Genomic DNA, 22,679 nt, shown 5'->3' with positions numbered 1-22,679 from the left:
TCGGCCCGGCCGGCTTCCCACTCCGTGGGAGACACCGCGTCAGAGCTCGGTCCGGCGGCGCCGGACGACCACCACGAGATCGACGACGGCGAACAGGGTGAGCAGCCCGAGGGCGATGGCGAAGCCGGTCAGGGTGCCCCGGCTGGGGGCGCCGTCCACCGGGGAGGAGGCCGCCCAGTACGCGAAGCCGGCCGTCCCCAGGGCGAACAGCGGGGTGAAGGTCAGCGACAGCAGGTAGCGGAGCTTGAGGTCGCTGCGGGCGGTGGCCGGCTCGGTGCCGCTGCGCCACCGCCGCGGCGTCGTGGCACGCATGCGCGTTCACCTCCGGGCCGCGCGGGTGGGGGCTACGATTCCAGCGTACGTCCGAGGGGGAGAGCCGGGGAGGCGCTGTGACGGGTGCGGACGCCGTGGGGGCGGGCACGACGGGGGAGGACGCCGAGGGCTACGCGGGGCTGCGGATCGAGCGGGCCCGGGAGCTGGCCCGGCGGCACGGCTGGGCGTCGGTCCGGGTGCTGGAACCGGGGCAGCTGATGACCATGGAGTACCGGGAGGGGCGGCTGAACCTCGCGGTGCGGGACGGCGTGGTCGAGCGCAGCTGGGAGGGGTAGCGCCCGCTCGCGGCGGCGGCGGCGTCGTCGGTGGCGGCGGGGTTCAGCGTGCGAACCGGCGGTGCAGCCGTTGTTCGGCCACCGCGAGCAGCGGCTCCAGCAGGGGCAGGGAGAGCAGCACCAGCAGCCCGGCGGCCCAGCCGGCCAGTACGTCGGAGACCCAGTGGGTGCCCAGGTAGACGGTGGTCAGGCCGATCGAGCAGGCGGTGGCGGCGGCGATCAGCGCGCCGGTGCGCTGCCAGCGGACCGCGAGGTAGGCGAGCACGCCCCAGGTCACCACGGCGTTGGCGGTGTGGCCGGAGGGGAAGATGGTGCCGCCGGAGAACAGCTCGGGGGAGCCGACGTACTGGGCGTAGTGCGGGCCGAGCCGGCCGGTGAGGATCTTGACGGCGCCGACCGTGATGTTGAGGAGCAGCAGGGCGACGCCCATCACCAGCAGCGGGCGCAGCCGCCCGAGGCGGTGGGCGCGCCAGAGCAGCCAGGCGAACGCGGCGATGGCGCTGGGCCCGCGCTGCCCGGCGATCACCCAGGTGTCGAGCAGCGGCTCCAGGCTGGGCCACCGCTCGTACGGGCGGAGCAGGCGCACCGACCAGTCGAGGTCGACCAGGTCGGTGTTGAGCAGGACGCCGGCCAGGACCAGCAGGTAGGCGGCGAGGGTGGCGGCGAACAGGGCGGCCCGGCGGCGGCTCATCGGTGGCCAGCCGGGCTCGCCGCGGTCGGGGCGGGGGAGCTCCCGGCGGTCGGCGGTGCGGCGATCCGGCCCCTGTCGCGGAATGCGAGCGGCGGTACTTCTGGATTGCACGGGGTGACCATACCCATCTGGGCGAGGCCATTCCTGAGGGAATTGTCATTTTCCCGGGAAATCGACAATTGGGCCTGCCCCGGGCGACCCGGGGAGTGATTTCCGCTATTCCGGGATCGAATGCCCGTGTGGTCTTCGAATGATTCTGCAAAAGCCCCGGTAAAGAAAACGGAGTGGGCGGCCGGTTCGACCGGCTTCCCACTCCGTGGTAACCCTGTGTAGGTTCAGTGCTCAGTCGAGGGGGCCGCCCGCGACGTAGATCACCTGACCGGAGACGAAGCCGGCGGCCTCGCCGGCGAGGAAGGAGATGGTGTTGGCGACGTCCTCGGGCTCTCCGACGCGCTGGACCGGGATCTGCGAGGCCGCGGTCCGCTTGAAGTCCTCGAAGTCCATGCCGACCCGGGCGGCGGTGGCCGCCGTCATGTCCGTGGCGATGAAGCCGGGGGCCACCGCGTTGGCCGTGATGCCGAACTTGCCCAGCTCGATGGCCAAAGTCTTGGTGAAGCCCTGGAGGCCGGCCTTGGCGGTCGAGTAGTTGGCCTGGCCGCGGTTGCCCTGGGCGGAGGAGGAGGACAGGTTGACGATGCGGCCGAAGCCGGCGTCCACCATGTGCTTCTGCACCGCGCGGGTCATCAGGAAGGCGCCGCGGAGGTGGACGTTCATGACCGTGTCCCAGTCGGACTCGGACATCTTGAAGAGCAGGTTGTCGCGGAGCACCCCCGCGTTGTTGACCAGCACGACGGGGGCGCCGAGCTCGGCGGCCACGCGGTCGACGGCGGCCTGGACCTGCTCGGCGTCCGCGACGTCGGCGCCGACGGCCAGCGCGCGCCCGCCGGCGGCGGTGATCCGGTCGACGGTGTCCTTGCCGGAGGCCTCGTCCAGGTCCAGGACGGCCACCGCGTAGCCGTCGGCGGCCAGTCGGACGGCCGTGGCGGCGCCGAGGCCGCGGGCGGCGCCGGTGACGACCGCCACCCGGGTGGCGGTGCTCTGCTCGGTCATGCTCGCTCTCGTCTCTCTCGGGGTGCCTCCGGGGGAGTGGCCCCGGGGAGGGTGCCCATACCCTACCGGCGGGTAGGGGAGGCGGCCAGGGTGGAGAGGCGCAGGTGACGGTCGGTAAGGACCGACCGGTCGGCTTTCTGCTGAGAACGGGTTACTGCAAGGGTGTGGCAGCGCGTAAATATGCCAATGTTGCCGAACCTGCGTCTACTATCCGCCCCTGCCTGCCAGCAAGGGCCTGCCGTTTGTATAGTGTCCGCCAGCAGCCACCGGCTGCACGGCTGGAGCGCCCTCCCTCATAGCTGGACGCCCACTCGCCGTTACTGCCCCACCCGGGTGTCCCACACACACCGGGTGTGACATCGGGACGGATACATGGTGCTGGGGGAGATCCCGACAACCCGCGTGTCCGCGCGACTGCAGCAGTCGCCCGGACACCTCATTCGCGTTGCACAGCAGGTTCACACCCGTCTGTGGTCCGAGCACGTCGGAGCCGATCTCACGGCTCCGCAGTTCGCGGTCCTGCTGGTCCTCGCCCTCGAACCGGGCGCGGACCAGCGGACCGTCGGCGAGCGAGCCTCGCTGGACAAGGCCACGATGGCGGAGATGGTCGCGCGGCTGGTCCGCCGCGGCCTCGTGCTGCGACGGCGCGACCCGGCCGACGGCCGGCGCAAACTGCTCGCCCTCTCACAGAGCGGCGCCCAGGCGGTGCGTGAGGCCACCGGTGGTGTGGTCCGCGTCCAGCGGGTGCTGTTCGAGCCGCTCACGCCGGACGAGCAGGTCGAAATCGTCCGGGTGATGGCCAAGATAGCCAGGCTGGAACCCGCGGCCGTGGCCGTCTTCACCGACGCGCGGCCGATACTGGACGCCCAGCGGGCGATCGGCTACCTGATCAGGGTCGGCCAGCAGGTGCACACCAAGCTCTGGTCGGAGCACGTCGGCGCGGACCTGACGGCCCCGCAGTACGCCGTGCTGGACGCGCTGGAGCTGGAGCCGGGCGCGGACCAGCGCACGGTCGGCGAGCTGGCCTCGCTGGACAAGGCCACGATGGCCGAGATGGTCAGCCGGCTGGTGCGCCGCGGTCTGGTGCAGCGCCGGCGCGACCCCTCGGACGGGCGGCGCAACCTGCTCTCGCTCTCACCGGCGGGTCAGGACCTGCTGCACCGCTCGGCCGCCGGAGTGGCCGAAGTCCAGCGCTTGCTGCTCGCTTCGCTCGCGGAGGAGGAGCACGCGGCGGCGCTCGCGCTCATCGCCAAGGCGGCCAGGCTCTAGCCCAAGCTTTGGTAACAACAGCCAAAACGATTCACCAAGTCTCATGAGGCCCACGGCCGTCGGTAGCGACCGATGGTCGGGGCCGGTGAATCCGGGCACGCCGAAGTACCGCTCGTCCCTCTCCGGAATGAGCGGTACTTCGATATGACCGACAGTCAAGATCGCTGTCGTCGTTGTCGGGGGCGCCGGGCCTGGTCGGCCGGCGCCCCCTCGGCGCCCGTCAGTTCCAGTCGAACCCCTGCGGGTCCGGGCCGATCCGCTTGCCGGTGGCCACGCCCGCGATCGCCGCGAGGTCCTCGGCGTCCAGCTCGAAGCCGGCGACGTCCAGGTTCTCCCGGATGCGGGACGGGGTGACCGACTTCGGGATGGCGATCACGCCGCTCTGCAGGTGCCAGCGGAGCACCACCTGGGCGACCGTGCGGCCGTGCTTCCCGGCGATCTTCACCAGCGCCGGCTCGGCCAGCAGCTCCCCGCCCTGGCCCAACGGGCTCCACGCCTCGGTGGCGATGCCGTGCTCGGCGTGGAAGGCGCGCAGCTCCTCCTGCGGGAAGTACGGGTGCAGCTCGACCTGGTTCAGCACCGGGACGACCGAGGCCTCGTCCAGCAGGCGGGTCAGCTGCTCCTGGCCGAAGTTGGAGACGCCGATCGACTTGACCCGGCCGCCCTCCTTCAACTGCTCCAGGGCCTTCCAGACGTTCAGGAAGGTGCCGTGCATCGGGCGCGGCCAGTGGATCAGGTACAGGTCGAGGTAGTCGAGCCCGAGCTTGTCCAGCGAGGCGTCGAACTCGCGCAGCACCGCGTCGCGGCCCTGCTCGCCCGACCAGTCGCGGGTGCCCGAGTTCCACAGCTTGGTGGTGACGTAGAGGTCCTCGCGGGCCAGGCCGCCCGCGAGTGCCTCGGTGATGGCCGCGCCGGTGCCGGCCTCGTTCTCGTAGATCGCCGCGGTGTCGATCGAGCGGTAGCCCGCCGCGATCGCCTCGCGCACGGCGGGGGTGGCCCGGGCGTCCTCGACCTGCCACACGCCGAAGCCGAGCTGGGGGATCTGAGCGCCGTCGTTCAGGGTGACGCTGGGGATGTTGCTCACGGGAAGGGGTGCCTTCCTGGTCGTCCGTTGTTTCCAGAGGGGGCAACCGGTGCCCCGGCACGATTGTTCCCGCCGTTCGGGCGAATCTTTGGGGAAGCTTTACGACGGCGTGGCGTGCGCCGGGCCCGTGCCACGGGGGTGCGCGCCAGGGCGTGCGGAGGGCGTGCGGCGGGGGCGGCGGAAAACCTGTTGCGTGGATCACAGTGGGCTTGGCAGGCTCGCGGACATGACCTCCTGAGATCCGGGTCCTTCGTACCCATGCGCTGCCCGTCCGGCCGCCCGCCGCCGGACGCGTCGATGTCGCCGCGCCGTCGCGCCGCGCCTCCGGGTGTCCGTTCCCGCGCGACCGCGGGCCGCCCGTGCCTCCCGCACCTCCCGTACTCCCGCGCCCCGCGCACGTCTTGCACACCTCGCACCATCCGCACCCCTCGCACCCCCCGCATCGGAGTGTCATGCCGCTCACCCCACTGCCGCTGGCCGACCCCGGCAGTCCCGACCTCTCCTCACCCCTGGCCTTCCTGCGCTGGCTGCAGCGCGCCCAGCGGCGCGGGCAGGTCCGTGCCACCTGCTGGGCGCTGATCGAGATGGGCGCCCAGGCCGCCCTGCCGGTGCCGCTCGGGCGCGGCGTCCAGGCCGCCGTCGACGGTGACGCCGGCGGGATCTGGCGGGCCGGCGCGCTGGCCCTGCTGCTGGCCGCCACCGCCTCGGTCGGCACCGTGCTGCTGCACCGGCAGGCGGTCTGGAACTGGATCCAGGCCGCCTGCCACGTGCGGCAGTTGGTCGCCGGGCAGGCCTCGCACCTGGGTGCCGGGCTGTCCCGGCGGATCGCCACCGGCGAGGTGGTCGCGGTCGGCAGCGGGGACGTCGAGCGGATCGGCTGGTACGTCGAACTGGTCGCCCGGGTCCGGGCCGCGGTGATCGTCTGGCTGGCCGTCAGCGCGGTGGTGCTGGTGATCGAACCGGTGCTCGGGATCGGGGTGCTGCTCGGCGTCCCGGTGCTGGCCGCCTCGGTGTGGCCGCTGATCGGGCCGTTCGAGCGGCGCTACACCGAGCAGCGCGAGCTCGGCGGCAAGGCGACCGAGCTGGCCGCCGACACGGTGGCCGGGCTGCGGGTGCTGCGCGGCATCGGCGGCGAGGACCTCTTCCTGGAGCGGTACCGGGCGGCCTCCCAGAAGGTCCGGGCGGCGGCCGTCCGCTCGGCCCGGCTGTGGTCGCTGATGCAGGCCCAACAGGTGCTGCTGCCCGGGCTGTTCGTGGTCGGGGTGACGTGGTACGGCGCCCGGCTGGCGGCCTCCGGCGAGCTCGGCGTGGGCACCCTGATCGGGGTGTACGGCGCGACCGCCTTCCTGGCCGCACCGCTGCGGATCCTGGGCGAGGCGGCGCACGCCTGGAGCGTCGCCCGGGTCTCCGCCGGGCGGGCCGTGCGGGTGCTCTCGCTCAGCCGGACCAGCGGCGGGGCCGACGGCGTGCTGACCGGGCCGGGCCGGTCCGACCTGCACGACCCGACCACCGGGCTGACCGTCCGGGCCGGCGAGCTGACCGCGGTGGTCTGCGGGGACCCGGACTTCGCCGGGGCGCTCGCCGAGCGGCTCGGCGGCCACGTCCCGCTGGCCGAGGGCGAGCAGGCCCTGCCCTCGGTGCGGCTCGGCGGCACCGAGCTGGACACCGTGCCGCTGGCCGAGGCCCGGGCGGCGGTGCTGGTCCACGACAAGGAGCCGGTACTGCTCTCCGGCACGCTGGCCGAACTGCTGGACGTGCCCTCCTCCGGCCGGGTCCCGGTCGCGGACGCGCTCGCCGCGGCCCGCTCCGAGGACGTGCTGGAGGCGCTGGTGGACGGCTCGCCGGACTGCGAGGGCGACCCGATGCGGGCCCGGATCACCGAACGCGGGCGCTCGCTCTCCGGCGGGCAGCGCCAGCGGCTCGCCCTGGCCCGCGCGCTGCTGGCCGACCCGCCCGTCCTGGTGCTGGACGAGCCCACCAGCGCGGTGGACGCCCACACCGAGTCCCGGATCGCCGCCGGCCTGCGGGACACCCGGGCCGGGCGCACCACCGTGGTGTTCGCCACCAGTCCGCTGCTGCTCGACCGGGCCGACCGGGTGGTGCTGCTGCGGGAGGGGCGGGTGGTGGCGGCCGGGCGGCACCACGAGCTGATGCGCACCGAGCCCGCCTACCGGGCCGTGGTCACCCGGGACGAGGAGGCCGCGCAGGTCGAGGAGGCCGCGCAGGTATGAGCACCGCCGTCAACCGTTCGATCCCGTACGCGAGGAGTACGTCATGAAGCCCCCCGTCCACCAGGAGCAGGGGCCGGTCACCACCCTGCCGGTCGGCTCCCCGGCCGCCGTGCGCGGCTACCTGGGGGTGCTGGCCCGGCGGCACCGGGGCGGGTTCGCCACGGTGGTGTCGCTGCACTCGGTGGCCACCCTGGCCGGGCTGGTCGGGCCCTGGGTGCTCGGCAACCTGGTCGAGTCGCTGGCCACCGGCACCGCCGGGGCCACCCTCGCGGTGGCGGTCGGCTGGTACCTGCTGGCGCTGGTCGTGCAGTCCGCGTTCACCGGCTGGTCGCGGCTGCGCGGCGCGGTGCTCGGCGAGCGGGTGCTGGCCGACCTGCGCGAGGACTTCCTGGTCCGCTCGGTCGCGCTGCCGACCGGCGTGCTGGAACGCGCCGGCACCGGGGACCTGGTCTCCCGCGGCACCACCGACATCGACCGGCTGGACAAGTCGGTGCGCGAGGCGGTGCCCGAACTCGCCGTCGCGGTGGTGTCCCTGCTGCTGGTGCTCGGCGCCCTGCTGGTCACCTCGCCGCTGCTCGCGCTGACCTCACTGGTCGGGCTGCCGCTGCTGCTGGCCAGCTCCCGCTGGTACTTCCGGCGCGCCCCGCAGTCCTACCGCAACGAGGCGGCCGGGTACGCGGCGGTCAGCAACGTGCTGGCCGAGACGGTGGACGCCGGGCGGACGGTCGAGACGCTGCGCCTGGGCGAGCAGCGGGTCCGGCTGACGGACCGCAAGCTGCGCGAGTGGCTGGCCTGGGAGCGCTACACCCTGTGGCTGCGCTCGGTCTGGTTCCCGACCATCGACGCCGTCTACACCTCGGCGGTGCTGGCCACCCTGGTGGTCGGTGGGCTGCTCACCCTCCGGGGTTGGCTCACCGTCGGCCAGTTGACCACCGGCGTGCTGTACGCGCAGATGCTCACCGGCCCGGTCGACCTGATCCTGCGCTGGTACGACGAACTGCAGATCGGGCAGGCCTCACTGGCCCGGCTGGTCGGCGTGCACGAGGTGCCGGAGCACGAGGGCGACGAGTCGGCCCGCCCGGAGGGCCGCCGGGTCGAGGCCCGGGACGTCCGCTTCGGCTACCGGGAGGGCGCGGACGTGCTGCACGGGATCAGCCTGGACGTCGCCCCGGGCAGCCGGGTCGCGCTGGTCGGCCCGTCCGGGGCGGGCAAGTCCACCCTCGGGCGGCTGCTGGCCGGGATCTACGCGCCCGGCCGCGGCAGTGTCACCCTCGGCGGGGCGGCGCTGTCCCGGATGCCCGCGGAGCGGGTGCGGGCGGAGGTCGCCCTGGTCAACCAGGAGCACCACGTGTTCGTCGGCACCCTGCGGGACAACCTGCGGCTCGCCGCGCCCGAGGCGGACGACACCGGACTGCGGGCCGCGCTGGACGCGGTGGACGCCGGGGCCTGGGTGGACGCCCTCCCGGACGGGCTGGACACCGAGGTCGGCTCCGGCGGCACCGCGCTGACCGCGCCGCAGGCGCAGCAACTCGCCCTGGCCCGGCTGGTGCTGGCGGATCCGCACACCCTGGTGCTGGACGAGGCCACCTCGCTGCTGGACCCGCGGGCCGCCCGGCACCTGGAGCGGTCGCTGTCCCGGGTGCTGGAGGGCCGTACGGTCATCGCGATCGCCCACCGGCTGCACACCGCGCACGACGCGGACGTGATCGCGGTGGTCGAGGGCGGGCGGATCAGCGAGTACGGCAGCCACCCGGAGCTGGTCGCGGCCGGCGGCCCGTACGCGGCGCTCTGGCGCTCCTGGCGGGACGAACGCGGGCGGTAGGTGCGGGCGGGGGGAGAGTGATGCGGGTTCGAAACCCGTACGGGGCCGGATTGCCCCGTGCGGGTTACTCCCTCGCCGGTAAGGGCGCGTAACCGGGCAAATCGTCAGCCCGGACAGCAGACTGCTCCGGTGACCAAGACTTCAGACGGCTCGTCCCGACCTCAGCGCAGCGAGATCGGCGGGATCCCCACGCGGTACATCGGGATCGGCGTCATCGTGATCCTCGCGGTGTGGTTCCTGTTCGCCAACCTCGACAAGGTCAAGATCCAGTTCTGGGTGTTCACCGTGACCGCTCCGCTCTGGATCGCGCTGCTGGCGACGCTGCTCGCCGGCGGCGTGCTGGGCTGGCTGTTGAAGGGACGGCGCGGCCGGTGAGCACCGCCCCCGAACCGGCCCCGACCGGTTCCCCGGCCTTCACCCCGCTGATCGAGCTGCGCGGGGTCAACAAGCACTTCGGCGAGCTGCACGTGCTGCAGGACATCGAGCTGACGGTCGGTCGCGGCGAGGTCGTCGTGGTGATCGGACCGTCCGGCTCCGGGAAGTCCACGCTCTGCCGGGCGATCAACCGGCTGGAGCCGATCGAACGCGGCACCATCCTGATCGACGGGCAGCCCCTGCCCGCGGAGGGCAAGGGGCTGGCCCGGCTGCGCGCCGAGGTCGGCATGGTGTTCCAGTCCTTCAACCTGTTCGCGCACAAGACCGTGCTGCAGAACGTCTCGCTCGCCCAGATCAAGGTGCGCGGCCGGGCCAAGGCCGAGGCGGAGACCAAGTCCCGGGCGCTGCTGGAGCGGGTCGGGCTGGCGTCGCAGGCCGACAAGTACCCGGCCCAGCTCTCCGGCGGCCAGCAGCAGCGGGTGGCGATCGCCCGGGCGCTGGCGATGGACCCCAAGGCGCTGCTGTTCGACGAGCCCACCTCGGCCCTCGACCCCGAGATGATCAACGAGGTGCTGGACGTGATGCGCCAGCTCGCCAGCGAGGGCATGACGATGATCGTGGTCACCCACGAGATGGGTTTCGCCCGGGCGTCGGCGAACCGGGTGGTGTTCATGGCGGACGGCCGGATCGTCGAGGACCGCGCCCCGGAGGCCTTCTTCAACGCCCCCGAGAGCGAGCGCGCCCGGGACTTCCTGTCCAAGATCCTGAAGCACTGAGGGCGGCGCCGTGAACCGAAGGACGACGCTCGCCGCGCTGGTGCGCGCACGCCTGACCGCCGCGGCCCTGCTGCTCGCCGTGCTGGCGACCGGCTGCGGCAAGGCCGGCACCCCGCCCCCCAAGGGCCCCCAGCCCAGCGCGCTGCCCAGCTACCAGGTGCAGGACGCCGCCTCGATCACCGGCTCGTCGACCCTGGACGCCGCCCGCGGCCGGGGCCACCTGGTGGTCGGCGCCAAGGAGGACCAGCCGTACCTGGGCCAGAAGAACCCGGCCACCGGCGTGTACTCCGGCTTCGACATCGAGATCGCCAAGATGGTCGGCGCCTCGCTCGGCTTCCCGCCGGAGCGGATCCAGTTCAAGACCATCGCCTCGGCCAACCGGGAGACCGCGCTGCAGAACGGCCAGGTGGACTACTACGTCGGCACCTACACCATCAACGACAACCGGAAGAAGCTGGTCGGCTTCGCCGGGCCGTACTTCATCGCGGGGCAGTCGCTGCTGGTGCGCAAGAACGACAACGGCATCCACGGTCCGCAGGACCTGAACGGTAAGAAGGTCTGCTCGGCGGCCGGCTCGACGCCGTACCAGCGCATCCAGTCGCAGTACCCCAAGGCGCACCTGATCGGCTACGACACCTACTCGGCCTGCGTGGACAACCTGATCACCGGCCAGGTCGACGCCGTCACCACGGACAACGCGATCCTGCTGGGCTACGCGGCCAAGGTCCCGGACGAGCTCAAGGTGGTGGGCCCGCTGTTCTCCACCGAGCCGTACGGGATCGGCACGCCGAAGAACGACACCGTGCTGCGCGGGGCGCTGGACGACGCGCTGGCGCACCACGAGCAGAACGGCGACTGGAAGAAGGCCTTCGACGCGACCCTCGGGCTGTCCGGGGAACCCGCGCCCACCCCGCCGCCGATCGACCGGTACTGAGAGGGCCGCGCCGTGAAAACCCTGACCGACAACTGGTCGACCTACTGGGACGGCTTCCTCGGCACGCTCTCGCTGTTCGCGGTGAGCGCCGTGCTGTCACTGCTGCTGGGCGTGCTGATCGCGGGCTTCCGGGTCTCGCCCGTCCGGCCGCTGCGGGTGTTCGGGACGGTGTGGGTGACGCTGCTGCGCAACACGCCGCTGACCCTGCTGTTCTTCATCGTGGTGCTGGGCCTGCCCCGGTTCGACATCACGCTGCCCTTCTACACCTTCGCCGTGCTGGCGCTCGGCTGCTACACCTCGGCCTTCGTCTGCGAGGCGATGCGCTCGGGCATCAACACCGTGCCGCCCGGGCAGGGCGAGGCGGCCCGCAGCCTGGGGATGAGCTTCGGGCAGACGATGGGCCTGGTGGTGCTGCCGCAGGCGTACCGCTCGGTGGTGGCGCCGATCGGCAGCGTGATGATCGCGCTGGCGAAGAACACGGCGATCGCCGGTTCGTTCAGCGTCACCGAGCTGCTGGGCACCTACCGGACCATCAACGAGCTGGGCTACAGCATCGTCTGGACCTTCGTCTGGATCGCCGTCGGCTACCTGATCATCACCCTGGCCGTCAGTGCCGTCTTCAACCTGCTGGAACGACGAGTGGCGGTGTCCCGATGACCGTTGGAGCCTCGGCGCTGTACGACATCCCCGGCCCGAAGGCGCTGGCCCGGCACCGGCTGTACGGCGGGATCGCGCTGCTGCTGATCGCGGCGCTGATCGGCTGGATCGTCTACATGCTGTTCCACACCCACCAGTTCACCTACGCCAAGTGGGAGCCCTTCGAGTACCGGGGCGTGCAGGACCTGCTGCTGCGCGGGCTGGGCAACACCCTCCAGGCCTTCGGCTGGACGGCGCTGTTCGCGCTGCCCTTCGGCGCGCTGTTCGCGGCCGGGCGGCTGTCCGACCATCGGGTGGTGCGCTGGTTCTCCACGCTGGTGGTGGAGTTCTTCCGGGCCATGCCGCTGCTGGTGATGATCTTCTTCGTGTTCGTCGCCCTCAAGGTGCAGCCGCTCTGGGCGCTGGTGGCCGGGCTGGTGCTCTACAACGGCTCGGTGCTGGCCGAGGTGTTCCGGGCCGGCGTGCTCGCGGTGCCCAAGGGGCAGCGGGAGGCGGCGTACGCGCTGGGCATGCGCAAGACCCAGGTGATGACGTACGTGCTGGTGCCGCAGGCCAACCGGGCGATGCTGCCGGCCATCATCAGCCAGCTGGTGGTCGCGCTCAAGGACACCTCGCTCGGCTTCCTGATCACCTACGAGGAGTTCCTGCACGCGGGGAAGCTGATCGCCACCAACCTGGACTACGACCTGCCGTTCATCCCGGTGGTGATGGTGATCGCGCCGATCTACATCGGGATGTGCCTGCTGCTGTCCTGGCTCGCCCGCTGGGTCGAGCGGCGCAGCCGGCGCAGTCCGAGCGTGCGGGGCGGGGCACCGGTGGCCAAGGCGGGGGTGGCGATGGGGCTGCCGCCGTCGGCCCGGTGAGGACCCGGGCGGCCGCGCCGGTGGGACGGGCGGTCCGGGACTGAACCAAAGGTGCCGAAGGGGTCGAGGCCTGGACCTCCAAATTCCTCTTATGATTACGGAGGCAGGCGGCAGACGACCGGGCGGAGGGGCCATGGAGCCGGTGTTCGACTCGCGGCACATCAGGACGTTCCACGAAGTCGTCCGGGCCGGTTCCTACTCGGCCGCGGCCCGGGAACTCGGCTACACCCAGCCCGCGATCACCCAGCAGATGAAGGCGCTCGAACGCACCGTCGGCGTCCCGCTGTTCACCCGCGCCGGGCGCGGCCTGCGGCTCACCGAGGCCGGTGAGGCGCTCTCCCGGCACGCCGAGCTGATCCTCGGCAGCCTCTCCGCGGCCCAGCAGCAACTCGCCGCGCTCGCCCGGCTGCGCGCCGGGCGGGTCCGGGTCTGCGCCTTCCCCAGCGCCAACGCCACCCTGATACCCGAGGCGATGGCCCGGCTGCTCGCCGAGCACCCCGGCGTCCGGGTCGAGCTGCTGGAGGCCGAGCCGCCGGACTCCGTCCAGCGGCTGCTGCGCGGGGAGTGCGACATCGCGCTGGCCTTCCGCTACCCCGGCCAGGCCACCGAGCTGCCGGACGGACTGGACGAGATCCCGCTGATGGAGGACCTGCTCACGGTGCTGCTGCCGGTCGGGCACCCGCTCGGCCGCCGGCACGCCGTCCGGCTGGCCGACCTCGACGGGGAGCGCTGGATCGCCGGCTGCCCGCGCTGCCGGGCCAACCTGCTGCACGTCTGCGCGGAGGAGGGCTTCGCGCCCGACATCGTGTTCTCCACCGACGACAACCTGGCGGTGCAGAGCCTGGTCGCCGCCGGGGTGGGGATCGCGCTGATGCCCGCGCTGGTGCTCTCCTTCATGTGCCACCGCAAGGTCACCGGGCGGGCCGTCGAGCCGCACCTGCGGCGGCAGGTGAGCGCGTACGTGCTGCGCGAGCACCGGCGGATCCCGGCCACCGGGCTGGTGCTGGACCACCTGCGGCAGGCGGCGGCGAGCCGGGTCGGCTGCTGACCGGGCGCCGCGGGCGACCGGCGGGCCCGGCGGGCCGGGGCAATCCATAAGCGTGAGTAGGGGTGACGCTTAGAAACCCTCGTTGGACGTGATAGGTCGGGTGGCCCGAACCTGCTGGCATGACACCCCCAGCCACGGTCGGCAGCGACCGGCTCACCGAGCGGATGACCGCACTGGTCAGCGAGATCCGCGCCGTCGTGGACCGCGGACTGCCCCCCGAACTCACCGCGTACCTGGTCGGCGAACGCCTCGCCCCCCATCTGCTCGCCGCCCCGGACGGCCCCGACGCGCTGCTCACCCCCGCCCAGTGCGAGGGGGACCCGCAGCGCTACCGCCAGCACGTCGTGCACGCCGAGGCCGACGGCAGCTTCTCCGTCGTCGCCCTGGTCTGGCTGCCCGGCCAGCAGACCCCGATCCACGACCACGTCTCCTGGTGCGTGGCCGGCGTCCACCGGGGCCAGGAGAGCGAGACCCGCTACCGGCTGATCTCCGACGGGCGCACCTCCCGCCTGGTCGAGACCGAGCACGTGGCCGGCCCGGCCGGGACGGTCGCCGCCTTCGCCCCGCCCGGCGACATCCACCTGGTGCGCAACGCCTGCGGCACCACCGCCATCTCCATCCACGTGTACGGCGCGGACGTCTCCCGGCTCGGCACCAGCATCCGGCGGGTGTACCAGCTCCCCGCCGACCAGGAGCGGTGAGCGGCGGCGTGGCACTCACCCTCCGCGAGCGGGCCACCCGCACCCGCTCGCTCCCCCCGCTCGGCGGGGACGCCCCCGGCCTGCTGCTCGCGGCCGTCGGGGTGGCCGCCGCGGTCGCCGTCCACGCGGCCGTCCCCGCCGTGCCCAAGCTCACCGCCGCCGTCGTGCTCGGCATGGCGGCGGCCCACCTGCCCGGGCTGCGCCCGGTGGTCCGCGGGGTCGCCCGGTCCGGGCTGTCGACGGCCGGGAAACGGCTGATGCGGCTCGGGATCGTGCTGCTCGGACTCAAGCTCAGCCTGGACGACGTGCTCGGCCTCGGCTGGGCCACCGTCGCGATGGTGCTCACCGTGGTCGCCGCCACCTTCGCCGGCACGCTCTGGCTGGGCCGGCGGCTCGGGCTGCCCGGCGACCAGCCGCTGCTGGTCGCCACCGGGTACTCGATCTGCGGGGCCTCGGCGATCGGCGCGGTCAGCCAGGCCGCGGGCAGCGAGGAGGAGGACGTCGCCTCCTCGGTCGCGCTGGTCACCCTGTGCGGGACCCTGGCGATCGCCGTACTGCCCTTGCTGCAGCACCCGTTGGGGCTCGGCGAGATCGAGTTCGGGCGCTGGGTCGGGGCGAGCGTGCACGACGTCGGGCAGGTGGTCGCCACCGCGCAGACCGGTGGCCCCGGCGCGCTGCGCGAGGCCGTGCTGGTCAAGCTGATGCGGGTGGTGCTGCTGGCGCCGCTGGTCGCGGGCGTGGCCGTGACGGTGCGGCGCAACGCGCGCGCCGCGCGCCGGGCGGGCGCGGACGGCTCGGACGGTGCGGACGGTGCGGACGGTGCGGTGAAGGCAGGCCGTCGGCCGCCGATCGTGCCGCTGTTCGTGGCGGGCTTCCTGGCGATGATCGTGCTGCGGACCACCGGGGTGCTGCCCGAGCGGGCCCTCACCCTGGCCGGGGACGCGCAGGAACTGCTGCTGGCCGCCGCGCTGTTCGGGCTCGGCAGTGCGGTGCACCTGCCGACCATGGCGAAGACCGGCGGGCGGATCGCGCTGCTCGGGCTCGGGTCCTGGGTGGTGGTCGCGGGGGTGTCGTACGCGGGGGTGCTGCTCACGACCTGAGCGACCTGGGCGGTGTGGGCGGTGCGGGCGCGGCAGTCGTACGCGGGTCCGGCCGCCCACCGGCCCGTTTTAATCACCCGGTCCGGTGGGCGGGACTCGGTTATCGTCGGGCGGGGGATCGCCCCGACGGGGCGAAGCGCGCCGCCGAGTCCGCCGAGGAGAGAGCATGACCACCGCACTGCCCGAACGGGACGCCCACGAGGCCGTCGTCACGCTCGACCGGCGGGAGGGCCCGTTCGGCGAGGTGGTGCTGCGGCAGCGCGGCCGGCACTACGAGATCATCGCCAACGGCTGCTTCCTGATGGACACCGCGGACGGGCGCTCCGAACGGCTGCTGATCCAGGCGGCGTTGGACGAACTGGACCGCACCGGCGCCGGCCCGGCCGCGCCGTCGGTGCTGATCGGCGGACTCGGGGTCGGCTTCTCGCTCGCGTACGCGGCCGCCGAACCGCGCTGGGGGCGGATCGCCGTCGTCGAGCGGGAGAGCGCGATCATCGACTGGCACCGCTCCGGCCCCCTCGGCGGCTTCTCCGACGGCGCGCTGGACGACGCGCGGGTCTCGGTGATCCACACCGATCTGCTGGAGTACCTGGCCGCCGCCGACGGCGAGCGCTACGACGCGCTGTGCCTGGACATCGACAACGGGCCGGACTGGACCGTCACCGACTCCAACTCCGGGCTCTACGGGGCGGACGGGCTCGCGGTGCTGTGGCACCGGCTGCGGCCCGGCGGGGTGCTGGCGGTGTGGAGCGCCCAGCCCTCGACGGCCTTCGAGGAGGCGCTGCGGGCCGCCGGGTTCTCGGACGTCGTGACCGAGGAGGTCCCGGTGAGCCGGGGCGTGCCGGACGTGGTGCACCTGGCGCGCCGGGTCGGCTGAACCCGGGCGCTGCGCAGGCCGGTCGGGACCGGACGGTCGGCGGCCGGCGCTGCTAGCGTGGGCGACCGCGATGCGAGGGCGTGTCGGGTCGAGCGGGTGGTGGTGTGGTGGAGAGCGGGTCGCCTTCGGAGCGGATCACGGCCGAGCTCCGACGTCGGATCGCGGCGGGGGAGTTGCGGCCGGGCGCCCGGGTGCCCTCGACGCGGCGGATCGTGCAGGAGTGGGGCGTGGCGATGGCCACCGCGACCAAGGTGCTGAACCGCCTGCGCGAGGAGGGCTTGGTGCGGGCCGTCCCCGGGGTGGGGACGGTGGTGGCGGCCCGGCCGGCGGCTCCGACGGCTGCTCCCGCCGGGAGTCCGGCTCCGGCCGCAGGTCCTGCCGCCACTCCTGCCGTGGCGCCGGTCGCGACCCCGGCGCCGACGGGCGGGCGGCGGCGGGCGAAGGGCGGCGAGCGGGAGCTCGGCCGGGAGCGGATCGTCGCGGTGGCGGTGCAGGTGGCCGACACCGAGGGGCTGGCGGCGCTGTCGATGCGTCGGATCGCGACCGAGCTGGGCGTGGCGACCATGTCGCTCTACCGCCATGTGCCCGGCAAGGACGAGCTGTTGCGGCTGATGCTGGACAAGGCCTTCGGCGAACAGCCGCTCCCCGGGGCACCGGCGCCGGACTGGCGGACGGGCCTGGACGAGATCGCGCGCCTGCAGTGGCGGATCTACCGGCGCCACCCGTGGCTGGCCTCCACCATGTCCTTCACCCGCCCGGTGCTGGCGCCCGACGCGGCGCTGCACACCGAGCGGTCGCTGGCGGCGCTGGCGGGGACGGGGCTGAGCATGGCGGAGATGGCCCAGGCCTCGGTCAGCCTGGCGGCCTTCACCTGCGGGCTGGCGGTCCACTTCGAGCGGGAGGCGCAGGCCGAGCAGGACAGCGGGATGTCCGCGGACGAGTGGATGGACCGGCTGGACGACCGGGACCACGACCTGCTGATGACGGACCCGGAGCGGTTCCCGATGTTCGACGCGCTGAACCGGGGGCCGGAGATCGACATGGGCCTGGACGCGCTGTTCGAGTTCGGGCTGGCGCGGATGCTGGACGGGGTGGGGGCGCTGATCGCGGTGCGCGGGAGCGGCTGACGGCCGACGGCTTTCCGAGGCGGTGAACCGCACCGGAAAGCCGCCGGCCGTCGTCGGTCAGCCGAACGGCCGGTGCTCCGGCGCGGCGTCGTCGGCGGTGTCGGCTTCCGCCTCCGGCCCGTCCGTGGTGGGGGTGGTGCCGGAGATGCCGAACGGGTCGAAGTCCGGCGGCGGGATCATCACCGGGGTGCCCTTGCGCGGGGCCGGAGCGGCCGCGGCGTCCGTCGTGGGGGCCGCCGTCGGTGTCGCCGTCGGGGCGGGCCGGGCCGGGATCAGCGGCGGGGTCGAGGGCGGCGGCGGGACGGCGGGGCCCTGGGCGGCGACGGTGGTGCCGAACGGGTCGGGCTTCGGTTCGGCGGCGATCGTGGTGCCGAACGGGTCCGGTGCCTGGGCGCCCCCGGCGGGCGGCGCGGCGGGGGCGTCCGTGGTGGGGGTGGTGCCGGAGATGCCGAAGGGGTCGAAGTCCGGCGGCGGGATCATCACCGGGGTGCCCTTGCGCGGGGCCGGAGCCGCCGCTTCCGCCGCGGGGGCGGTCGCCGCGGGCTCCTCCGCGACCGGGGCGAAGGGGTTGAAGTCGGCGGGCGGGATGCGCACCGGGGTGCCGCGCAGGTGTACCGGCTTCTCCTCCTGGTCCGCCGCCGGGGCGGCGGGCGGGGGCACCGGGACGGGCGGAGCGACGGGCGGGGCCACCGGCGCGGGCGCCGCCGGGGTCCGGAGCGACTCGCCGTCCCAGCCGAACTGGATGCTCTTCAACAGCTCCGCGAACGCCTCGGTGTACAGCTCCCAGTCCTCCGGCCGGGCCGTGGACAGCTGGGCGCACAGCACCGTCCCGCGGTCCGGCAGCGGTACGAAGGCCTGGACGGCGGAGGTGACCACCCAGCGGCGCTGCCCGTCGGCGGCCAGCGCCCCGGGCACCGGCACGGTCCGGCCCTCGACCAGGACGGCGGCCGGACCGGCGGGCAGCAGCACCGTCCAGACCTCGGCGTGCCGCCGTACGGTGGCCAGTTCGGTGGCGAGCTCGGTGATCGGCAGCGGGTGCCGGGCGAGCGAGATGACCAGGGTGGCCTCGGAGGCGCGCCCGTCCACCTCCAGCGCGCACACGCCCGCGTAGCGGACGCCCGCGTCGTGGAGCAGGTCGGTCAGGGTCGCGGTGATCACCGCGAAGTCGCGGCGCGGCTCCGGCCCGGTGGCGCTGAACAGCTCCTCGGCGACCTCGGCCAGGTGCCCGGTGAGCTCGGCGGCCGCCGCGAGGGTGGCCCGGTCGGCGCCGTCGGTGCCGTCGGCGGTGTCCGCCGGGGCGGCGGGCACGGTACGGGCGGAGACCCCGGCGGGCCCGCCGGGGGAGGTCAGCGGGTGGAAGCCCGGCGGGACGACCAGCCGGACCTCGGCGCCCGCGCCGGTGGCCAGTTCGACCGGCTGCCGGGTCTGCTGACCGGCCGCCAGCGCGGCCAGGGCCGGGGCGAACGGCGGGCGCAGCTTGGCGTCGGCGAACTCGCCGGTGACCGGCAGCTGGAACAGCGCGGCCGAGGTGGTGCCCCGGTCGGCGATGGCGCCGCGCACCGCGCCGCCGCCGTAGCGGTGGTGCAGCGCGGTCGTCACCCGGTCGGCGACCCGGGCGCCGGTGCCGGGCCGGGCCGTTCCGGCGGTGAGCACCGTGCCGAGCCGGTCGAGGGCCTCGTGCACCGGGCCGTTGGGTGCCAGCGGCAGGCCGAACAGGGCCTCGGCGGCGGGGTGTTCGGCCGGCTTCGGGGTGCTGAGCGCGGCGGCCGGGTGGCGCGAGGTGTGCTCGTCGAAGAGGGCGTCGGTGAGCGTGCCGAGGGTCGCGCTGACCTGCTCGGCTGCCGCGAAGGGGTTGGCCTCCGCACTGAACTGGACGTCCTGGGTCAACTGGTGAGCCCCCCGCTCTGCTCCGTCTGCGATCGGTGGTTCGGGTGGGACCGGAACCGCCTGGGCGGCGGGTCGTCAGGTCCCCGCCCATTCCTATCAGAGCCCACCGTCGGCACCGAACCGCAGGATCACCCGATGATCATGCCGGGGCGGCGTCGGCGGACCCTTCGGTGGCCTGCGCGGACGGTTCGTCCACGGGCCCCGCGGCCGCCGGGACGGGTGCCGAACCGGCCGTCGGGGCGGGTGCCGAACCGGCCGTCGGGGCGGCCAGCGCGGTGAGCGCGTCCAGGATGCCGGGGACGGCGAACAGCCCGACGAGGTCCTGGACCAGCCGACCGGACGGCCCCTCGGGCCGCTCGTCGGCGAAGAAGGAGGCCAGCTCGGCGGCCAGCGCGGGCTCCCGGGCGGCGGTGAGGGTGAGCGAGGCGACGAACTCCTGGACCAGGTGCAGCTGCAGCTCCTCCAGCGGCACGGACCGCTCGGCCAGCCACTCCAGCGAGGTGATCTCGGCGTTGGCGATCCAGGCCCGGACGGTCAGCCGCAGCCCGGGGCTCGGCGCCGGGACGGCCAGGTGGGCGAGGATCTGGTCGTGCGCCGCCCGGCGGACCTCGTCGATCACCGCCGAGGTGCCCGGGCTGGCCGCCACCGAGCCGCCGCGCAGCAGCGCGGCGAAGCCGGGCCCGTGGCTCTGCACGAAGTCCAGGTAGCGGCCCATCACCCGGAACAGCCGCTCCGACAGCGGCCCCTCCATCGGCTCCTCGAAACGTGCCGAGAGCTCCCGCCCGGCGCGTCGCAGCGAGGCCTCGTACAGCGCCTGCTTGCCCGGGAAGTAGTGGTACACCAGCGGTCGGGAGGCGCCCGCGGCGGCGGCGATGTCGTCGATCGACACCTCCTCGGGCGGGCGCCGGCTGAACAGCTCCAGGGCCACGGCGATCAGCTGTTCCCGCCGCTCGTCCACGCTCAGCCGCCGGCGCGGCCGCTCGCCCGCGGCCCCCCGGTCGGGGGCGGCGGCGGTCCGTGCTGCGCGGTCGGCCGTCGGCGACGGCGTACGGGAGGCCATGCGCGCAGCCTATCCGGCGGCCGTCCGCGGGCCCATGCGGCCTGTCCCGCGCTCGCCGCCCCGGTCGGCAGGCTACCCGGCCTTGAGCTCCAGGTAGCGGCGGTAGGCCTCCAGGCCGTCGACGACGAAGGTGTCGCGGGCGAGGCGTTCGGTGAGCTCGGCCGGGGTGAGCCAGGCGTGCCAGGCGACCTCGGACTCCTGCGGGGAGACCGGGCCGTCCCACTCCGCCTCGTACATGTCGCACCACCAGGAGAGCTTGCCGCCGTCGGGCTCCCGGAACAGGAACTTGAAGATCGGACGCGGGGCGATGCCCCGGACGCCGAGCTCCTCCTCGGCCTCGCGGACGGCCGCGTCGGCGTAGCTCTCGCCGGAGCCGACCACACCGCCGACCCACATGTCGTACGCGCCGGGGGAGAACAGCTTGGTGTCGGTGCGGCGGTGGACGAAGATCCGCCCGGCCGGGTCGCGGACCATGATGAAGACGCAGCGGTGGGTCAGCCCCTGGCGGTACACCTCCCCCCGCAGCGCCGTCCCGATCACCCGGTCGTTCTCGTCGACGATGTCCAGCAGCTCTTCGGCAGGGTTGGTCATGAACGACAGGTTAGGGTTTCCGGGCCCGCTTCGAACGCGGGAGCGAGGAAATTCGAACGTCGACGAACGGGCTGAGGACGGCGCGCGGTGGTGGAGATCTGGGGCGAGACGGCCGAGGGGTTCGAGCCGGTACGGGAGGCCTTCGCGCGGAACTTCGCCGAGTGCGGCGAACTGGGCGCGGCCTTCGCGCTGTACCTGCGCGGCCGCAAGGTGGTCGACCTGTGGGGCGGCGACGCCAGGCCCGAGGTCGGCGGCCGGCCCGCGCCCGCGGTGCCGTGGACGGCGGACACCGCCCAGGTGCTGCGCTCGGTGACCAAGGGGCTGACCGCGGCCACCGCGCTGCTGCTGGCCGAGCGGGGACTGCTCGACCTGGACGCGCCGGTGTCCTCGTACTGGCCGGAGTTCAAGGCGGCCGGCAAGGGCGCGGTGCCGGTGCGCTGGCTGCTGTCGCACCAGGCCGGGCTGCCGGCGCTGGACGTGCCGCTGAGCCTGGAGTCCGTGCTGACCTGGGAGCGCGCCGTCGACGCGGTGGCCGCGCAGGAGCCCGCCTGGGAGCCCGGGACGGCGCACGGCTACCACCCGTACACCTTCGGCTGGCTGGTCGGCGAGGTGGTGCGGCGGGCGAGCGGCCGGACCGTCGGCCAGTACTTCGCCGAGGAGATCGCCCGGCCGTTCGGGCTGGACCTGTGGATCGGGCTGCCGGCCGGTGCCGCGCCCCGGGTCGGCAGGCTGGTCGACCTGCCCGCCCCGGAGGCGGCCCGGACCGGCCCGAGCGGGCTGCGGCTGCGGCCCAAGCAGTCCGTCCGGGACGCCTACCAGGACCCGGCCTCGCTGACCGCCCGGGCCTTCGCCTCGGTGCTGCCCGGGGTGGACATGAACGACCCGGTGGTGCAGGCCGCCGAGATCCCCGGCGCGAACGGCATCGGCACGGCCCGTTCGGTGGCCCGGTTCTACGCGGCGCTGATCGGCGCGGCCGACCGCCCGGACGGCTCCGGCGCGCTGCTGCCCCCGCTGTTCGGCCCGGAGGTGCTGGCCCGTGCGGTCGGGCCGGTGGTGAACGGCCCGGACCGGGTGCTGATCGTCAACTCGACCTTCGGCCTGGGCTTCTGGCGGCACGGCCCGACCGCGCCGATGGCCTCCCCGGCGAGCTTCGGCCACCCGGGCCGGGGCGGCTCGCTGGGCTTCGCCGACCCGGAGCTCGGGCTCGGCTTCGGGTACGTCACCAACGGGATGCAGCCGGGCGTCACCGGGGACGTGCGCTCGCGCAACCTGATCCGCGCGGTGCGGGGGTGCCTGGGGCTGTCCTGAGCCCTGCGAATCCCTAGGCCTGGCCGGTCTCGAAGCGGCTGATCTTCCCGCCGTCGACGGTGAAGCGCCAGGCGGTGCGCATCTCGCCCCAGGTGTCGTTGGTGAAGTTGGCGACCAGGCCGCGACCGCCGCCGGACTCGGTCTGGACGTCCATCCGGCCGTGCGGGCCGAAGATCTCCCGGTCGATCCACTCCGTCAGGTCGCGGTCGGAGCCGTCGTCGGACATGGTCGCGCCGGGGGTGAGGGTGGCCAGGAAGGCGGCGCGGTCACCGGCGTTGAGCGTGGTCACGAAGGCGCGGACGGCGGGGTCGGAGAGCTTGCTGGGGGCGATCGTCATCGAGGACTCCCGAGGGGAAGAGGGACGGGAGTCCTTGTTTAGGGCGTTCGCGCGGGCCGTCCGGGCATGTCGGCGGCGCGTCGGCAAAATCACCGGATTCATGTGCTTAGATCCCGAAACAGGCGATTTGCCCGGTGAGCCCGCCGCGGGGAGTGGCGGGGGGGCCCCGGGGACCCCGCGGCGGGCGGCCCCCCACCACCCTCGGCTGCGGAAAATTAAAAAA

General features: G+C 73.9%; 23 protein-coding genes. 15 read left to right on the top strand and 8 right to left on the bottom strand.

Features of this window, described 5'->3' with window-relative positions:
* Window positions 1–39: 39 nt before the first annotated feature.
* Entirely contained in the window at window positions 40–312 is a 273-nt protein-coding gene (locus ACFV8H_RS16960) for a DUF6343 family protein (protein WP_380400452.1), read from the bottom strand.
* Between the two features lie 77 nt (window positions 313–389).
* Between ACFV8H_RS16960 and ACFV8H_RS16955 the strand changes: the two genes are divergently transcribed.
* Window positions 390–608: an I78 family peptidase inhibitor gene (locus tag ACFV8H_RS16955; RefSeq protein WP_375885266.1), complete on the top strand. Its 219-nt coding sequence runs from the start codon at window positions 390–392 to the stop codon at window positions 606–608.
* A gap of 43 nt (window positions 609–651) precedes the next feature.
* On the opposite strand, the gene ACFV8H_RS16950 is transcribed toward ACFV8H_RS16955, so the two are convergent.
* Both ACFV8H_RS16950 and fabG read right to left on the bottom strand, forming a co-directional pair.
* Complete coding sequence (locus ACFV8H_RS16950; protein ID WP_375885269.1) at window positions 652–1,410, bottom strand: phosphatase PAP2 family protein; 759 nt, start codon at window positions 1,408–1,410, stop codon at window positions 652–654.
* A gap of 231 nt (window positions 1,411–1,641) precedes the next feature.
* Window positions 1,642–2,409, bottom strand: coding sequence for a 3-oxoacyl-ACP reductase FabG (gene fabG, locus ACFV8H_RS16945; RefSeq protein WP_380400449.1), 768 nt, complete (start codon window positions 2,407–2,409; stop codon window positions 1,642–1,644).
* Window positions 2,410–2,811: 402 nt separating this feature from the next.
* Here fabG and ACFV8H_RS16940 point away from each other — a divergent pair, with 402 nt between their 5' ends.
* Window positions 2,812–3,678 carry a MarR family winged helix-turn-helix transcriptional regulator gene (locus tag ACFV8H_RS16940; RefSeq protein ID WP_380400447.1) on the top strand — a complete coding sequence of 289 codons (867 nt, stop codon included), beginning with the start codon at window positions 2,812–2,814 and terminating at the stop codon, window positions 3,676–3,678.
* A gap of 220 nt (window positions 3,679–3,898) precedes the next feature.
* On the opposite strand, the gene ACFV8H_RS16935 is transcribed toward ACFV8H_RS16940, so the two are convergent.
* Window positions 3,899–4,762 carry an aldo/keto reductase gene (locus ACFV8H_RS16935; protein WP_380400445.1) on the bottom strand — a complete coding sequence of 288 codons (864 nt, stop codon included), beginning with the start codon at window positions 4,760–4,762 and terminating at the stop codon, window positions 3,899–3,901.
* A 452-nt stretch (window positions 4,763–5,214) separates the two neighbouring features.
* On the opposite strand from ACFV8H_RS16935, the gene ACFV8H_RS16930 reads away from it, so the two are divergent.
* The 12 genes from ACFV8H_RS16930 (at window position 5,215) to ACFV8H_RS16875 (ending at window position 17,273) form a co-directional block, all read left to right on the top strand.
* Entirely contained in the window at window positions 5,215–6,993 is a 1,779-nt protein-coding gene (locus ACFV8H_RS16930) for an ABC transporter transmembrane domain-containing protein (protein WP_380400444.1), read from the top strand.
* A 43-nt stretch (window positions 6,994–7,036) separates the two neighbouring features.
* Window positions 7,037–8,815 (top strand): ABC transporter ATP-binding protein, encoded by a 1,779-nt coding sequence (locus tag ACFV8H_RS16925; protein WP_380400443.1) that lies wholly within the window; start codon window positions 7,037–7,039, stop codon window positions 8,813–8,815.
* A 129-nt stretch (window positions 8,816–8,944) separates the two neighbouring features.
* Window positions 8,945–9,190, top strand: a complete 246-nt coding sequence (locus tag ACFV8H_RS16920; protein ID WP_375885285.1) for a LapA family protein — start codon at window positions 8,945–8,947, stop codon at window positions 9,188–9,190.
* A gap of 47 nt (window positions 9,191–9,237) precedes the next feature.
* Entirely contained in the window at window positions 9,238–9,966 is a 729-nt protein-coding gene (locus ACFV8H_RS16915) for an amino acid ABC transporter ATP-binding protein (protein ID WP_380400523.1), read from the top strand.
* Window positions 9,967–9,976: 10 nt separating this feature from the next.
* On the top strand, window positions 9,977–10,900 hold the full coding sequence (locus ACFV8H_RS16910; RefSeq protein WP_380400441.1) for a glutamate ABC transporter substrate-binding protein: 924 nt from the start codon (window positions 9,977–9,979) through the stop codon (window positions 10,898–10,900).
* Between the two features lie 12 nt (window positions 10,901–10,912).
* The gene (locus ACFV8H_RS16905) at window positions 10,913–11,557 is read left to right on the top strand and encodes an amino acid ABC transporter permease (protein WP_375885288.1); all 645 of its coding nucleotides are present in this window, start codon (window positions 10,913–10,915) and stop codon (window positions 11,555–11,557) included.
* Window positions 11,554–12,420, top strand: a complete 867-nt coding sequence (locus ACFV8H_RS16900; RefSeq protein ID WP_375885290.1) for an amino acid ABC transporter permease — start codon at window positions 11,554–11,556, stop codon at window positions 12,418–12,420. Before ACFV8H_RS16905 ends, ACFV8H_RS16900 begins: the two co-directional genes overlap by 4 nt.
* A gap of 142 nt (window positions 12,421–12,562) precedes the next feature.
* Window positions 12,563–13,468 (top strand): LysR family transcriptional regulator, encoded by a 906-nt coding sequence (locus tag ACFV8H_RS16895; RefSeq protein WP_360238866.1) that lies wholly within the window; start codon window positions 12,563–12,565, stop codon window positions 13,466–13,468.
* 119 nt (window positions 13,469–13,587) lie between these two features.
* Window positions 13,588–14,169: a cysteine dioxygenase gene (locus ACFV8H_RS16890; RefSeq protein ID WP_375885293.1), complete on the top strand. Its 582-nt coding sequence runs from the start codon at window positions 13,588–13,590 to the stop codon at window positions 14,167–14,169.
* 8 nt (window positions 14,170–14,177) lie between these two features.
* Window positions 14,178–15,269 carry a YeiH family protein gene (locus tag ACFV8H_RS16885; RefSeq protein ID WP_380400439.1) on the top strand — a complete coding sequence of 364 codons (1,092 nt, stop codon included), beginning with the start codon at window positions 14,178–14,180 and terminating at the stop codon, window positions 15,267–15,269.
* A 166-nt stretch (window positions 15,270–15,435) separates the two neighbouring features.
* Window positions 15,436–16,146, top strand: a complete 711-nt coding sequence (locus ACFV8H_RS16880; RefSeq protein WP_380400437.1) for a spermidine synthase — start codon at window positions 15,436–15,438, stop codon at window positions 16,144–16,146.
* 107 nt (window positions 16,147–16,253) lie between these two features.
* Entirely contained in the window at window positions 16,254–17,273 is a 1,020-nt protein-coding gene (locus ACFV8H_RS16875) for a TetR/AcrR family transcriptional regulator C-terminal domain-containing protein (RefSeq protein ID WP_380400521.1), read from the top strand.
* 57 nt (window positions 17,274–17,330) lie between these two features.
* Here ACFV8H_RS16875 and ACFV8H_RS16870 read toward each other — a convergent pair whose 3' ends face one another.
* The 3 genes from ACFV8H_RS16870 to ACFV8H_RS16860 all read right to left on the bottom strand — a co-directional run bounded on the left by ACFV8H_RS16870 (window position 17,331) and on the right by ACFV8H_RS16860 (window position 20,811).
* On the bottom strand, window positions 17,331–19,160 hold the full coding sequence (locus ACFV8H_RS16870) for a hypothetical protein (protein WP_380400435.1): 1,830 nt from the start codon (window positions 19,158–19,160) through the stop codon (window positions 17,331–17,333).
* 139 nt (window positions 19,161–19,299) lie between these two features.
* On the bottom strand, window positions 19,300–20,220 hold the full coding sequence (locus ACFV8H_RS16865; RefSeq protein WP_380400433.1) for a TetR/AcrR family transcriptional regulator: 921 nt from the start codon (window positions 20,218–20,220) through the stop codon (window positions 19,300–19,302).
* 72 nt (window positions 20,221–20,292) lie between these two features.
* Complete coding sequence (locus ACFV8H_RS16860) at window positions 20,293–20,811, bottom strand: NUDIX hydrolase (RefSeq protein WP_380400431.1); 519 nt, start codon at window positions 20,809–20,811, stop codon at window positions 20,293–20,295.
* Window positions 20,812–20,898: 87 nt separating this feature from the next.
* Here ACFV8H_RS16860 and ACFV8H_RS16855 point away from each other — a divergent pair, with 87 nt between their 5' ends.
* Complete coding sequence (locus tag ACFV8H_RS16855) at window positions 20,899–22,119, top strand: serine hydrolase (RefSeq protein WP_380400429.1); 1,221 nt, start codon at window positions 20,899–20,901, stop codon at window positions 22,117–22,119.
* Between the two features lie 13 nt (window positions 22,120–22,132).
* Here the strand turns inward: ACFV8H_RS16855 and ACFV8H_RS16850 are convergent, their stop codons facing one another.
* On the bottom strand, window positions 22,133–22,456 hold the full coding sequence (locus tag ACFV8H_RS16850; RefSeq protein ID WP_380400427.1) for a nuclear transport factor 2 family protein: 324 nt from the start codon (window positions 22,454–22,456) through the stop codon (window positions 22,133–22,135).
* Window positions 22,457–22,679 lie beyond the last annotated feature (223 nt).

Origin of the sequence: Kitasatospora sp. NPDC059827, from assembly GCF_042731675.1 — a bacterium.
Lineage (GTDB): Bacteria > Actinomycetota > Actinomycetes > Streptomycetales > Streptomycetaceae > Kitasatospora.
The sequence above is the reverse complement of the archived record's forward strand: the minus strand, read 5'-3'. Positions and strand labels throughout refer to the sequence as shown.